This window comes from Pseudomonas sp. LB3P14 (genome assembly GCF_054898045.1).
On sequence record NZ_CM142714.1, the window covers coordinates 714,609 to 727,400 of the forward strand.

11 protein-coding genes and 1 pseudogene are annotated in these 12,792 nt (G+C 58.4%); 7 read left to right on the forward strand and 5 right to left on the reverse strand.

Annotated features, from left to right (window positions below; genetic code table 11):
• Positions 1-101 precede the first annotated feature (101 nt).
• Complete coding sequence (locus ACYZT5_RS03355) at positions 102-890, reverse strand: SDR family NAD(P)-dependent oxidoreductase (protein ID WP_462049774.1); 789 nt, start codon at positions 888-890, stop codon at positions 102-104.
• A 388-nt stretch (positions 891-1,278) separates the two neighbouring features.
• Between ACYZT5_RS03355 and ACYZT5_RS03360 the strand changes: the two genes are divergently transcribed.
• From ACYZT5_RS03360 to ACYZT5_RS03370, 3 genes are all read left to right on the forward strand, one after another.
• Positions 1,279-1,356 (forward strand): SDR family oxidoreductase, encoded by a 78-nt coding sequence (locus ACYZT5_RS03360; protein ID WP_462052180.1) that lies wholly within the window; start codon positions 1,279-1,281, stop codon positions 1,354-1,356.
• 123 nt (positions 1,357-1,479) lie between these two features.
• Positions 1,480-2,676, forward strand: a complete 1,197-nt coding sequence (locus tag ACYZT5_RS03365) for an acyl-CoA dehydrogenase family protein (protein ID WP_462049775.1) — start codon at positions 1,480-1,482, stop codon at positions 2,674-2,676.
• A gap of 325 nt (positions 2,677-3,001) precedes the next feature.
• On the forward strand, positions 3,002-3,763 hold the full coding sequence (locus ACYZT5_RS03370; RefSeq protein ID WP_462049776.1) for an SDR family oxidoreductase: 762 nt from the start codon (positions 3,002-3,004) through the stop codon (positions 3,761-3,763).
• A gap of 118 nt (positions 3,764-3,881) precedes the next feature.
• Here ACYZT5_RS03370 and ACYZT5_RS03375 read toward each other — a convergent pair whose 3' ends face one another.
• Entirely contained in the window at positions 3,882-4,739 is an 858-nt protein-coding gene (locus tag ACYZT5_RS03375) for a cache domain-containing protein (protein ID WP_462049777.1), read from the reverse strand.
• A gap of 36 nt (positions 4,740-4,775) precedes the next feature.
• Positions 4,776-7,478: a LuxR C-terminal-related transcriptional regulator gene (locus ACYZT5_RS03380; RefSeq protein ID WP_462049778.1), complete on the reverse strand. Its 2,703-nt coding sequence runs from the start codon at positions 7,476-7,478 to the stop codon at positions 4,776-4,778.
• 205 nt (positions 7,479-7,683) lie between these two features.
• Between ACYZT5_RS03380 and ACYZT5_RS03385 the strand changes: the two genes are divergently transcribed.
• The 4 genes from ACYZT5_RS03385 (at position 7,684) to ACYZT5_RS03400 (ending at position 11,042) form a co-directional block, all read left to right on the forward strand.
• Positions 7,684-8,241, forward strand: coding sequence for an SDR family NAD(P)-dependent oxidoreductase (locus tag ACYZT5_RS03385; RefSeq protein ID WP_462049779.1), 558 nt, complete (start codon positions 7,684-7,686; stop codon positions 8,239-8,241).
• A 91-nt stretch (positions 8,242-8,332) separates the two neighbouring features.
• Complete coding sequence (locus ACYZT5_RS03390) at positions 8,333-9,124, forward strand: SDR family NAD(P)-dependent oxidoreductase (RefSeq protein WP_462049780.1); 792 nt, start codon at positions 8,333-8,335, stop codon at positions 9,122-9,124.
• A gap of 22 nt (positions 9,125-9,146) precedes the next feature.
• Complete coding sequence (locus tag ACYZT5_RS03395; RefSeq protein WP_462049781.1) at positions 9,147-10,730, forward strand: phytoene desaturase family protein; 1,584 nt, start codon at positions 9,147-9,149, stop codon at positions 10,728-10,730.
• Positions 10,731-10,799: 69 nt separating this feature from the next.
• Complete coding sequence (locus tag ACYZT5_RS03400) at positions 10,800-11,042, forward strand: hypothetical protein (protein ID WP_462049782.1); 243 nt, start codon at positions 10,800-10,802, stop codon at positions 11,040-11,042.
• Between the two features lie 57 nt (positions 11,043-11,099).
• Here ACYZT5_RS03400 and ACYZT5_RS03405 read toward each other — a convergent pair whose 3' ends face one another.
• Together ACYZT5_RS03405 and ACYZT5_RS03410 are read right to left on the reverse strand one after the other, a co-directional pair.
• Positions 11,100-11,951 carry a methyl-accepting chemotaxis protein gene (locus tag ACYZT5_RS03405; RefSeq protein ID WP_462052181.1) on the reverse strand — a complete coding sequence of 284 codons (852 nt, stop codon included), beginning with the start codon at positions 11,949-11,951 and terminating at the stop codon, positions 11,100-11,102.
• Between the two features lie 54 nt (positions 11,952-12,005).
• Positions 12,006-12,791: pseudogene (locus ACYZT5_RS03410) on the reverse strand (Tar ligand binding domain-containing protein); the annotation flags it as partial.
• Position 12,792 lies beyond the last annotated feature (1 nt).

Consider the following 12,792-nt stretch of genomic DNA (forward strand, 5'->3'; position numbering starts at 1 on the left):
ATACTCGTTGATTTGCGAGGTGTAATGGATGGGGCGCGGCGCAATTCACGAATTGCCTTTTAATGGCGCCGACCCTCATCCGCTTTTGCCATTGCTCGTCTTCAGCTGTTGAGATGCCCGCCATCGACAACCAGCGTCTGGCCAGTGATCCACTCGGAAGCCGGAGAAACCAGAAATAGAATTGCGCTGGCAATGTCGGAAGGCTTGCCGGTTCGCCCCAGTGGCGGCGTCAGATTCTTGATTTTGCTGATATCGATTGCGGGGCCGGGCGCGCGTGCCTGGCCGGCTGTGGTGGTATTGCCCGGGAGAACCGCATTGACGGTGATGCCGTGTTGCGCCAGTTCATAAGCTGCATTGCGGGTAAGGCCATTCATGCCGGACTTGGAGGCGTTGTAAGCGACCAACCCCTCGAAAATCGGATGAATCGATCCCATCGACGACACGTTGACGATGCGGCCACCATTGCCGTCAGTGCGCATCACCTTGGCGGCCTCGCGAATGGTCAGGAAGGGACCACGCAGATTGACATGGTGCAACTTATCCCATAGTGCCACCGAGGTTTCTTCCAGGAACTCCCGATCCTGCAACCCGGCGACGTTAACCAGTATGTCCAGTTGGCCGTGATCTCGACGTACGGACTGAATCAGGTCGATCACAGACTGCTCTTGAGCAAGATCGACACGGTAGGCGTAAGCCTTTCCACCGCCCTCTGCGATAGCAGCTGCGGTCTCTTCGGCCCACGGCAGATTGATGTCTGCTACTGCGACCAGTGCGCCAGCGGCTGCAAGAAACAGGCAGGTTTCCCTGCCCATTCCTTCCGCCCCGCCTGTCACCAGGGCGACCTTATCGCCAAGTCCATAAAGATTTCTGATCTCTGGAAGTGCAGTCATGGTTGCTCCGTTTTTTTGTTTATGAGCGCTGCTCGGTGGTCACTGCGAAACTATTGCATGGATATAAAATATATAAAACACAAAATAGAATATTTTTTATGGCTGGGATTTCTAAGAAATCGGGCATCCCCAGGTTCGTCTGTCCTAAAAATCCCGGCAAGTCCAACGCGTGGACGCTAGCTGTCTGCGCGATCAAACGTATCGAAGTGGAAAAGTCGGTTAACCAGGAAAGCGGCATTGCGTATAGGGCGGCGCGCAACAGCTACCTATCTTTTTTGGTAGGAGACTCCGCTACCCAAGTTTTTGAAGATGGAGTCCTGGGGTCGAATTTTTGTCGGCCATGGTTCAGCACAGGCGCTCCGCTCGCGCAGACAACCGCAGGTAGGCGGTGGCGTTTCTCGCCTCCGAACGGGCCGCTTACATCACAGGGCAAATCTTGATTGTCGATGGCGGCTTGAATCTTTAGCTCTGGTCGGCTGTGTTGTGCTCACAAGTTGAGGCGACGAATTTATCCAGTGCGCAGCCGTTGGGCGTGACTACAAACGGTGGTGCTCGGTGATACCGAATTTATAGATGAGGGGATTTACACATGCAGACCACCACCTTCGGTGATGATCGCCTGCCGGAACTGCTGGAACGGGCGCGGGCGCTCAAGCCCTTACTGCTGGAAATGGCACCATTACACGACAAAAAACGCCGTGTCAGCGAGGAAGTGATCGAGGCATTGGATCAAGCCGAGCTGTTCAAAGTGGCGGTGCCCAAGCGCTGGGGCGGCTTGTGCCTGTCTGCCGATGGCATGGCGCAAATCGCCGTGGAGTTGGCCAAGGGCTGTCCCTCGACCGCCTGGATTTACTGCATCAGCAACTCGGCGAATTGGGTGGCGAGCCTGGCTTCGGACGGGATTCAGGAAGAGGTGTTCGCCCAGGGCGTGCCGCGCATGTGCAGCGCCGTTAACCCGCCGGCCAGCTTCCAGCCAGTAGAAGGTGGGGTGATCGTCAACGGCGCGCTGCCATACAGTTCCGGTTGCTTTCACTCCAGCTGGGGGATGTTCGCCATGGGCACCCGCACGCCAGAAGGGCAAATGATCCCCGGCGGTCAGTTCTATGTTCCGATGGATCAATGCACCATCGTCGATACCTGGCATGTCTCGGGCCTCAAGGCCACTGGCTCCAACACCGTGGTGCTGAAGGACGTGTTCATTCCCCACCACCGTATTGTGCCTCCAGGCCCAGGCGGCCATGACCCGGATAAAACGCACGTGGGTGAGCCGAGCGATTACTTCACGCTATTGCCTCATTTGCGCTCAGTGATGATCGGTGTGTTGATCGGCATGGCCGAAGCGGCGCTGGAACTGGTGGTAGGCGCGACCAACAAGCGGGGCATTGTCTACACCACTTACCAGCGCCAGACCGATTCGCACGTGGTGCAAAAGGAAATCGGCGAAGCGGCCACCATGATCGGCACTGCGCGCCTGTTGATGGACGATGCCAATCAGGTGATCGACAAGGCGGCGCTGGATCGTCGTCCCCTGCATTACCTGGAGCAGACCAAGCATAAGGGCCAGACGGTTTTCGCTACTGACCTGCTGGTCAAGGCCGTGGAAAAGTTGATGTACGTTTCCGGCTCGTCGGCCTTCTCGGAGTCGTCGGCCCTGGAGCGCTACTGGCGTGACATCAACGTTGCGGCGCGTCATGCCGCTAACGTGCCAAACGTTGGATTCGAGATGTATGGCCGTGCCTTGATGGGCGTCGAGCCCAACATCGCCCCGCATCCCGCCTTCATTTAAAAACCTGTTCTGGGTCAGGCCGTACCGGGATGAATAGTGTCCAGCGAGCGGGCTCAGGGATGGCGACTCTGGCTTGCCCGAGGCCTGTTTTTGCGGTGATAAATCGGCGCTAACCCTTAATAGCCCTATCCCCGGATACATTTATAGCATTAGCGACGTGTTGACGATGCTCCAGGATATCGGCGTGATCGACTACAAACAGCCCGTCGACCCTTACAAGTAACCTTTCTCGCAAGGCGCTCGACGCCAGACAACCTGCGCTTGGTGGATTGCAGATAGGGCGACCACAAGCACTAGCCGATTTCGTACAAACAAGGACAACATCATGAGTAAGCTTTTTTCCGTGGCCGGCAAGGTCGCACTGGTTACCGGTGGCACCAGCGGTATCGGCCTGATGATCGCCCGCGGGCTGGTCGAACATGGCGTGCGCACCTATATTGTCGGCCGCAATGCCGACTCATGTGCGGCGGTCGCCAGCGAGCTGTCTGGCTTCGGTGATTGCCGAGCGCTGCCGGGGGATCTGTCTACTCAGGCCGGCGTGCTGGCAATTGCCGAGCAATTGCAAGCGCAGGAAGTCGGGCTGGATATTCTGGTAAATAACGCTGGCGCGATGTACGAAGCGCCGATCGACGCGTTCACAGAGGAGGGTTGGGACAGCATCGTTGACCTCAACCTCAAATCGGTGTTTTTCCTCACTCAGCAGCTATTGCCGTTGCTGCGCATCGCGGCCGCTGAAGTCGGTCAGGCGAGTGTGATCAATATAGGCTCGGTGGGTGGTCTGCGCGTCGGCCCCAGGGAAAATTATTCCTACCAGGCGGCCAAGGCCGGCCTGCATCACCTCAGCGGTTCGCTGGCCAAGCGCATGGGCCCGGAAAACATCACGGTCAATGCCATCGCGCCGGGTTTCTTTATTTCCAAGCTGACTCAAATAGCCGACGAACAGCTGGCTGCCGCCGTGAGCAACGTACCGCGCCGACGCGTAGGCAATCCAGAGGATATGGTAGGCGCAGTGATCTACCTGGCGTCGCCAGCCGGCAATTTCGTCACCGGCGCGGTGATTCCGGTGTCGGGTGGCATGACCTTGTAAGCAGTTGACCAGGCGAACGCATCACGCTTGAAACTGCATCACCACAGCGCCAATGGCCGCTTCGCCCGTGGATTCAATCGGTCGATTGCGGCCTGTCAGGACCAGGTGCAATTGCCCACTAGCGCGAGTAGTAACCCACCGCAACCATATAGTCGCCGACCTTCCTCAGGTAGGCGTGCTTGTGCTCATTGCGAGTCGTGACAGGATTGCGCCACAGGTATTGGAGCTCGCCCTGGTCCTTGGTTTTGATGGAGTCGAGCATGCGCTGGCCGATCGGCGTGCCGTCTGGGGATTTCAGAGACTGGAAGTCGGTGCCGACTAGCCGTCGATTGTAGCCGTGGGCAATAAACTTGCGGCTCTTGAGGTCAACGACGAACACATACAGATCGTCCTGATAGAAGCGCTTGTCCATGCCGTTGATGGCCTGGAGGCTGGAGTCAGGATCCTGTCGGATCGCCTCGCTGGCTTGGTCGAGCAGTTGTTTGGCCTGTTGCGGATTGGAGCGCGGAAGATAGTATCCGACCGCCAGTACACGGTTGCCGACGCGTTGGAAGTAGGCGTGTTTGCGTTCGACCTTGCCTGCGTCCTGCCAGTTGGACCAGCGGTATTCGCCGTCATGCACTGTGCCTTCGGGTTTGGTGACTGCCTGATCGAATGCCTCTTTCAGTTCTCCTGTCAGCACGTCGGACATATTCTGCCCAACCAGCAAGACGGATGGCCCGCCGCTGGCGAGCATCACTCCATTGGTATCGACCACGTAGACATACAATTGGCCGTTAATGAACTCGCCCTGACGGCTGAATGCGGCAAAGGCCTCGTCGCCGTGTGCCTGATAGTAGCTGACAGCTTTTTGCAGCAGCGCCTTGGCATCTCGCGCCTCTTGCTCATAGGTCGTGTCAACCTTGGTTTGTGCAATTGCATCGAGCCCTGGGAGTAGCGTCAGTAATACAAGTAACGCGCGTGCAACCAGTACCATGTGATGACCTCTTGATGGATAAGTAATGCTGTTGGACTAACGAATCAGTCCCATCTTTTTAACCTGCTCGACTGCTTTCAACCGCCGGCGCGTGCCCACCTTGTCGTACACCTGCTGCATGTACCATTTGATCGAACCTTCGGTCATGCCCAGGCGTGCGGCGACTTCACGGTTGCGCATGCCGACGCCCACCAGTGAAAGAATCTCCAGCTCACGCTTGCTCAATTTGCCGTACAGACCTTCACAATCGCTCTCGGTACCGAGTTGGTCGCAGGGGGGCTTGCAGAGTTCGAACAGCTCACGGGCAAAGACATCGGTCGGGTGCTGCGACTGGGAAGGCGATTCATGCAGGTTCGCGAGCAGGTTGGCGATGGCCGGGCCTTCATCGATGAAGCAACGAATGGCGCGCATCGGCGCAGCCAGGGCAATAGCTTCGCGCAGGGAGCGCAGGGCACTGCGTTGTTCGCCGCTGAGTAGTTGCAGTTGTGCCAGCAGCAAGTTCCAGCCAATCAGCGAGCGGCTGGCATTGTGTCCGTTGCAGAAAGAGCGCCATTGTTTGGCGACATTCAGTGCATCGACCAGGCGATTTTGACTGATCGCCAGACGCGTCCAGGCGATCGCCTGGGCTTCGTCCTTAGTTGTGCAACCGCTTCTGGGCTGCACGGCCTTGCCGTCGGCAGGCACGCCCGCCGAGCGCGCGTACTGTGCTGCTTGCTCGAAGTGCTGGCCATCGAGTAATTGCTTGATACGTTCGGCTACGATAAACATGCGCAGGCGTTCCAGACCGCGGTCCAAAGCCACCGACATACCGCTGTCCAGCGCTTGGCGCGCGCCTTCGTTGTCGCCTGCGGCCTGAAGCATGCGGGACTGGGTCAGGTAACCGGCGAGCAACTGGTCGACAAAACCGAACTCGCTGACCACCGGCAAGCTGTCATCAAGCAGTTGTCGGGCTCGCGTCAGCTCATTGCGCTCGTAGAGAATACCGGCGAGGGGCAAGGCCGGCAGGGCGCTCAGCGCTGATCTCTCGCCGCCGTAACGAATGGCTTCCTCCAGACCTTCTTCCAATGCATTGATGGCCGCGTCGCTGTTACCCAAGGCATGCAGGGAAGGCCCGACCAGCGATTGCACGGAGATCAGTGCGAAATTGAAGCCCGAGCGACGTAGCGTACCTTGGGCGATGGCCGCCAGACGTTCGACTTCGCTGAGCTTGTACTGCTCACGTTGTGCGTATTGCAACTGCGCGTAAATGGTCCCGGCCAGGTAAGGGTGGGTATCAGTCAGGCGATCATCGACCAGGGTCTGGCAGTGTTCTTCGACCAGGGCGATCTTGTCTTCGGCCGCCGCCAGGGTCATTTCCCGGTGGCGCAGCAGATTGCGCAATTCATTCAGCCGCTCTGCCGAGTGTTCCTGGGTCGACTCGTTGCCCTTGAGCCAGTTTCGTACCCGTCCAAGTAACTTGCGCGCAGCTTCGAAGTCGAGGTTACGGGTCAGCAACCAGGCCCAGCTGAGCAGCACCGTGGGGTAATGATTGAGCAGAGCCGGTGGTATGCGTTCGGCGAACTGGGCGACCAGGCGAATTCGTCCGTCGTAGCTCATGTCCAGGCAACAGGCGTCGAGAATTTGCGCGGCCTGGTGGTGTTCACCGGCCTTGAGTGCGTAGTCGATGGCTTCGATAAAGGCGCCGCGCTCCTGAAACCAGACGCTGGCCTTGCTGAATACCCTGGTTTGGGCGTTGGGATCCTGTTCATGCAGGCGGCGCTGAAGGAAATCGGCGAATAGGTGGTGGTAGCGATACCACTGGCGCTGATCGTCCAGGCGCTGCAAGAACAGCCCGCTGGCTTCGATGCAATTGATCAGTTGGCATGCGTCCGGGCTCTCGGCCACCGCTGCGCAGAGTTCCGCACAGAAGCGTCCCAACGGTGCTGTGAGCAGGAGGAAGTCGCGGATTTCCACGGATTGGAAGGCCAGAACCTCTTCGGCAAAAAAGTCCGCTACCGCCGAATGACTGCCGGAAAACGAAGCAAGCGAGGGCTGCTGCGCGTTTTCTCGATTCAGCAGAATACTGGCGAGTTTCAGACCGGCCGCCCAGCCTTCGGTGCGCTCTTCTATGGCCGACAGGTGCTCCGCCGAGAGCTCGGGGCAGTTGCTATAGCGAAAGAACACGGCCACTTCATCAGCAGTGAAGCGCAAGTCGCTGGCGTCCAGCTCGAACAACTGGCCTTGGGTACGCCATTTCGACAGGTTGAGCGGCAGCAGCGTGCGCGTGGCCAGAATGAAATGCAGGTTCGCCGGGGCGCGCTCGATCAGTCGGCCCAGGGTGGCCTGGGCGCCGGACTCCAGCACATGAACGTCATCCAGCAGCAGGAATAGCGGGCGGTCGGTTTCACCGAGCAGATTGACCAGGGAAGTGATCATCACTTCGCCGCTCAGGTAGCGCTCGGTTTGAATCAATTTGGTCAGGGTCGCACCTAGGTCTGCATCGGTGCGTGCCAGCGCGGCAGCAATGTAGATGAGCAGGCGCACGGGATCCTGGTCTGAAGGTTCCAGCGTCAGCCAGGCTGGCGTGTGGCCGTCGGCGGACAATGCGTGTTGCCACTGGTTGAGCAGGCTGGTTTTGCCAAAGCCGGCGGCAGCCTGGACGACGGTCAGGCGACTGCTGGCCATCCTATGGGTATGGCCATAGAGGCGCTGACGGCCGAGCAGGGTGCCGGCCTCCAGGGGAGGGACCAGTTTAGTCACCAACAATTCCATGGCGAGCCTCTCTTGTTTTTATTGGGGTGGATTGTTGGGGTTGATATTGAACAGATAGTGTATAAATTGTCAATGATGTTCATTTGTTGTTTGGGCGTTTACCTACCTTTTTCGGTAGGTGCCGGTCAGGGCGGTGCAAACAATGCTTCAGCGAAGCTCATAAATCCCAAGAGGAGAGCCCATGAGAGCGATAGTGACCGATGCCGCCAGTGACATTGGACGTGCAACCGCGCTGCGCCTGGCAGCCGATGCCCAGGCCCGTGGCGGCAAGCCCGCCCAGTTGATGCTTGTGGACATCAGCGCCGACGGCCTGGCAACCCTGGTCGAAATTCTGCGCAGCAAGGGGGTCGAGGCCGTGCCCTTCGTGGGTGACCTCAGCGATGCTCAAGTGCCAGCGCAACTGGTAGCAGCGGCGATCGAGGCGTTCGGCGGGCTGGATGTGCTGATCAGCAATGCCGGGACCCTCCAGCGAGGTACCTTGCTGGAGACCAGTTCCGAAGGTTTTGACCGCGCGTTCGCAATAAATACCCTAGCCACCTGGGGGCTGGGCAAGGCCGCTCATCCCTGGCTGGCCCAATCACGCAGCAGCCTTATTGCCAAAGCATCAATTTCGGGCGGCCAGCCGACGCCACTCCTGAGGGGCGACTGTGCAAGCAAGGCGGCGCTGGTGATACTTGGTTGCATTGGGTGGGTCATTTTGGTTGGTATTGAGCAAAATATGTTTAATTTGTCAGTCTTGTTCACTCGTTGAATTGGCACCTACCTACCTTTTTCGGTAGGTGCCTGTCAGTGCGGTGCAAGCAATGCTGCGGCGGAGCCCGTAAACCCCAAGAGGAGAGCCCATGAGAGCGATAGTGACCGGTGCCGCCAGTGGCATTGGACGTGCAACCTCGTTGCGCCTGGCGGCCGATGCCCAGGCCCGTGGTGGCAAGCCCGCGCAGTTATTGCTTGCGGACATCAGCGCCGATGGCCTGGCAACCCTGGTCGAAATACTGCGCAGCCAGGGGGTCGAGGCTGTGCCCTTCGTGGGTGACCTCAGCGATGCCGAAGTACCGGCGAGACTGGTAGCGTCGGCTATAGAGTCATTCGGCGGGCTGGATGTATTGGTCAGCAATGCCGGGATCATCCAGCGCGGTACCTTGTTTGAAACCAGTGTCGAAGACTTTGACCGCGCATTCGCAATCAATACCCGGGCCACCTGGTTGTTGGGCAAGGCCGCACATCCGTGGCTGTCCCAGTCGCGCGGTAGCCTGATCGCCACAGCATCCATTTCGGCCACCCAGCCGACGCCGCCATTGGGCGCCTACAGCGCGAGCAAGGCGGCGCTGGTGATGCTGGTGCGGCAGATGTCGGTGGAGTGGGGCCCCGATGGCATTCGCTGCAATAGCGTCTCGCCAGGTTCGACCCACACAGGCATGACCGATACCCGCTATAGCGACCCAGTCCAGCGCGAAGCCGCGGCCAAGCGCAACCCTTTGCAGATGGTCGGCTCACCGGAGAACCAGGCGGCGGTTATCGCTTTTCTGGCAAGTCCGGATGCGGCCTATATCACTGGTGAAAACATCGTGGTCGATGGCGGGCTGCAGAACATGCTGATGCTGGCATCGGCCATGGGCGATCCCTGGAAACGCTGAGTCAAAAATAGGAAAAACAAAAATGACGGAAAAGTATGAAGTTGTTGTCGTTGGTGGCGGACATAACGGCTTGATCGCCGCCTGTTACTTGGCCAAGGCTGGGGTCAATGTCTGTGTGGTCGAGCAGAGTGATCGCATCGGCGGCGGCGCCATGACTCGCGAACTGATCGCCCCGGGCTTTCTCAATGATATCTGCTCGGTCGCGCATACCATGCTGCAGGCCAACCCGCTGCTTCGTAACGATGAACTTGAGCTGCAATCGAAATACGGCCTCAAGTACGTCAACCCGGAGAAAATGACAGCGGCGATTTTCGAAGACGGTCGGGTACTCGAGTTCTATACCGACATGGAGCGCACCTGCGAGTCGATCGCACAGTTCTCCCAGCGCGATGCAGAGGCCTACCGCCGCTTCAATCTGCAGGTTTTCCAGATGCTCGACATGCTGGTCATGGGCATGTACAACATCCCGCCGACTGCCGGCATGCAGGCGGCCATGCTCGACCAGAGTCCGCAAGGTCAGGAAATGATGCGTGCTCAGGCTATCAGTTCCTGGGCCCTGATCGATGAGTGGTTCGAGGACGAGCGCGTCAAGATCGGCCTGACCCGTTATGCCTCTGAAGCCATGACCAACCCGTTCGACAACGGCACCGGTTTTGGTTTCTATATCATCCTACCGTTCATGCACAAATTCGGTTCCGGTATTCCGGTAGGTGGTTCAGGTGCGTTGACCCAGGCGCTGGCTCGTTGCCTGGAAGATCACGGCGGTACGATCAAACTCAGCAGTTCGGTCGAGCGGTTCGTCCATAACGGTTCAGAAGTGCAGGGCGTGCAGCTGGCCAGCGGCGAGGAGATTTTCGCCAGCAAGGCGGTCGTCTCGACCCTCAATGCCAAGCAAGTGTTCCCGCACATGATGCCCGACCTGCAGTTGCCAGATGGGTTCGAGCGGCGTATCCAGAACAACAAATTCAGCAGCATCCAGCCGATGACCGTGCACCTGGCGCTGCATGAGGAGCCGAAATACAAGATTGGCCCGCAGGTCGACGAGTTCTTCTGGATCGAAAAATCCCACTCGCACCTGGAAGACTTTGCCCAGGCTTTCCGCGACATGGAATACGGCATCCCCCGGCGCGACTTCGCCGCCTATGTGGGTCAGCACAAAGCCGACCCGAGCCGCGTACCTGCAGGCAAAAGCATGATGCATATCTATGCCTTTGCCCCCTACAACCTGAAAAATGGCGGGCCAAAAAAATGGGATGAAATCGGCAAGCAAGTCGCTGACGGTTTCATCGCAGACCTGCGCGAACTGACCACCAACATGGATGCCGACAACATCATTGGCATGGCCTACAAGACACCACTGGATATAGAACGCCACAACCCGGCAATGATGAACGCCGACATCCTGCACATCGGTGCCTACAACTGGCAGTTGGGTGGCAACCGCCCAGTGCCGGGCTGGGGCCAGTACAAGACGCCACTGTCGAAGTTCTACATGGCCGGTGCCAGTACCCATCCTGGCGGCGGTATCACCGGTGGTTCCGGGCGCAACGTAGCGCAGGTGCTGTTCGAAGAACTGGGCCTGGACTTCGACAAAGTGCTTAATTGACGCCTTGCTCTAACCAAACTGCAGGGGCCGTCGGTGCCCCTGCATGCATTCAGTCAGGAAAAATCACGTATGAAAATGTTCAGTAAAGAAGGCGTGGAAATGATGGATCTGAAATCCTTCCAGCTCGAGGGCGACAACCTGGTAATGAAAGGCAAGATGATGGGGGCGATGAACACTGCGATTTACATCAAACCTGAAGACATGTCGCAAGTCCTGTCGTTGATGCCGTGGAAGGTGATTCTGCGGCTACCGGTGATCTTTCTGAAAGGGCTGTTTCGCAGCCGTGGTCGGAAAGAGGAAGCAAAGAAGTGATTCATTCCGAGGACAAAGCAGCCTGACAGGTTGCCTTGTCCTTAGTGGCGAGTGTTCTCACACCTTGAATTGACTGCTTACCCTACGCAAGGCTTCGGCCATTTCCTGCAGCTCGCTGGATTGCAACACCGTCGCTTGCGCTGCCTCGCTGTTGCTTTGGCTAAGGTCGGCAACCCCCTCCACACGTTTTCCAATGCCCTTGATGGCGTGTTCCTGCTGCTCAAGCGCCCCTGAAATAGCCATCACCGCGCTGAGTACCTGGCTTGCGTTGTGTTGGATCTCGTGCATGCGTTCCGCGGCTTGGCCGGCCAGTTGCTGACCCCGTCCCACTTGCTTCACGGCGCCAAGCATCTCATTGACTGCCTCGCTCGATAAACTCTGAGTGGTACTGGCCATCTGCTGGATTTCTTCGGTGGCCTGGGCGGTGCGTTGTGCGAGGCTTCGCACCTCATCGGCGACCACGGCAAAGCCACGGCCCTGTTCGCCGGCACGGGCCGCTTCGATGGCCGCATTGAGCGCCAGCAGGTTGGTCTGTTCGGCGACGCTACGGATCACCTGGACGATGTTGGCGATCTGCGCCGTTTGATTGCCCAGCGAAACAATGGCTTTTTCCGTGCGCCCCACGGTGTTGACGATGGCGTCCATTTCACTGGCGCTGCGGGAGATGATCAGATTGCCCTCGGTCGCCGCCGTGCCGGCTGCTTCGGCTTGCTCGCGAGCGGCCCGGGCCTGGCCGGAAATGTGCTGGATGCTGCCGGCCATCTCCTCGATGGACTGGGTCATGTCGGCCGAAGCCTGGCTTTGGCTGAGCGCCGAAGCTGACAGTTGTCGGGCTGAGGTCAGAGTGTTGGCACCGACATCGGTCAAGCGCGAGGCATTGGAGAGTACCTGTTTCAGGCCGCCTTGCATGCTGTCGAGAAGGTGATTGAGGGCTTCAGCGGTCTGGGAGATTTCATCACGGCTGTGGATGCCCACACGTATGGTCAGATCATTCTCCTGGCCGATGCGTACGATGCTATTACGTGTGTTGCCCAGGTTGCGGCTGATGCTGCGCACGATCAGCATGGCAAACAGGCCCAGACCAATCAAGGCTGCGAGGAGCATGCTGCCAATCAATTGTGTGGCGCGCTCACCGACGCGCTGGCCCTCACGTTGGGCCTGCTGCGCACTGGCGCTGGCGACGTCGATTAGTTCGCTGACCCTGGCATCGGCGCGGTTGAGGGGGATGGCACTGTATTCAACGAGCGATTGCAGCATGGAACTGCCTTGTTGAACATCCGGCCAGCTACTGGCATTGCCCAGGGCTGCGAGGGTGTTCGAGCAGTTTTCAGCCGTCTCGCGCCAGGTTTTCCAGTCCTCCTCCAACGGTTGCCATAGCTGCAATGCATCCGGGCTTTTTTGCCGTTGTGCATAGCGCTTATAGGCGTTGTCGAGCTGTTCATCGACGTTGCGCTTTTCCTTGAGCAGTGTGCCAAAAAAGCCCCGTGCTTCGGCCGTGGGATCGTCGAGGGTTTCGTACTGCTGGGGGCTCCAGCTGGCAGCCTCACGGGAAATCAGCAGGGCTTTGAGTTGCCACATGCGGATGGTCACCAGCTCATTAAGGGCTGGCAGGCTTTGTTCACTGATCTGCCAGAGTGAACGGTGTACTTGACGCACACCAAGCGTGCCGACAGCGCCCAGCAACACCAGGCTTGCGATGGCGAGGGAGACCAACAGGATGAGCCTGAGCTTGATCGATAGTCTGTTCATT

Excerpts from the sequence above, each read along its gene's own strand:
- ACYZT5_RS03355 (WP_462049774.1), bottom strand. The coding sequence starts at position 890 with ATGACTGCACTTCCAGAGATCAGAAATCTTTATGGACTTGGCGATAAG.
- ACYZT5_RS03365 (WP_462049775.1), top strand. The coding sequence starts at position 1,480 with ATGCAGACCACCACCTTCGGTGATGATCGCCTGCCGGAACTGCTGGAA.
- ACYZT5_RS03370 (WP_462049776.1), top strand. The coding sequence starts at position 3,002 with ATGAGTAAGCTTTTTTCCGTGGCCGGCAAGGTCGCACTGGTTACCGGT.
- ACYZT5_RS03375 (WP_462049777.1), bottom strand. The coding sequence starts at position 4,739 with ATGGTACTGGTTGCACGCGCGTTACTTGTATTACTGACGCTACTCCCA.
- ACYZT5_RS03390 (WP_462049780.1), top strand. The coding sequence starts at position 8,333 with ATGAGAGCGATAGTGACCGGTGCCGCCAGTGGCATTGGACGTGCAACC.
- ACYZT5_RS03395 (WP_462049781.1), top strand. The coding sequence starts at position 9,147 with ATGACGGAAAAGTATGAAGTTGTTGTCGTTGGTGGCGGACATAACGGC.
- ACYZT5_RS03400 (WP_462049782.1), top strand. The coding sequence starts at position 10,800 with ATGAAAATGTTCAGTAAAGAAGGCGTGGAAATGATGGATCTGAAATCC.
- ACYZT5_RS03405 (WP_462052181.1), bottom strand. The coding sequence starts at position 11,951 with ATGCAAGGCGGCCTGAAACAGGTACTCTCCAATGCCTCGCGCTTGACC.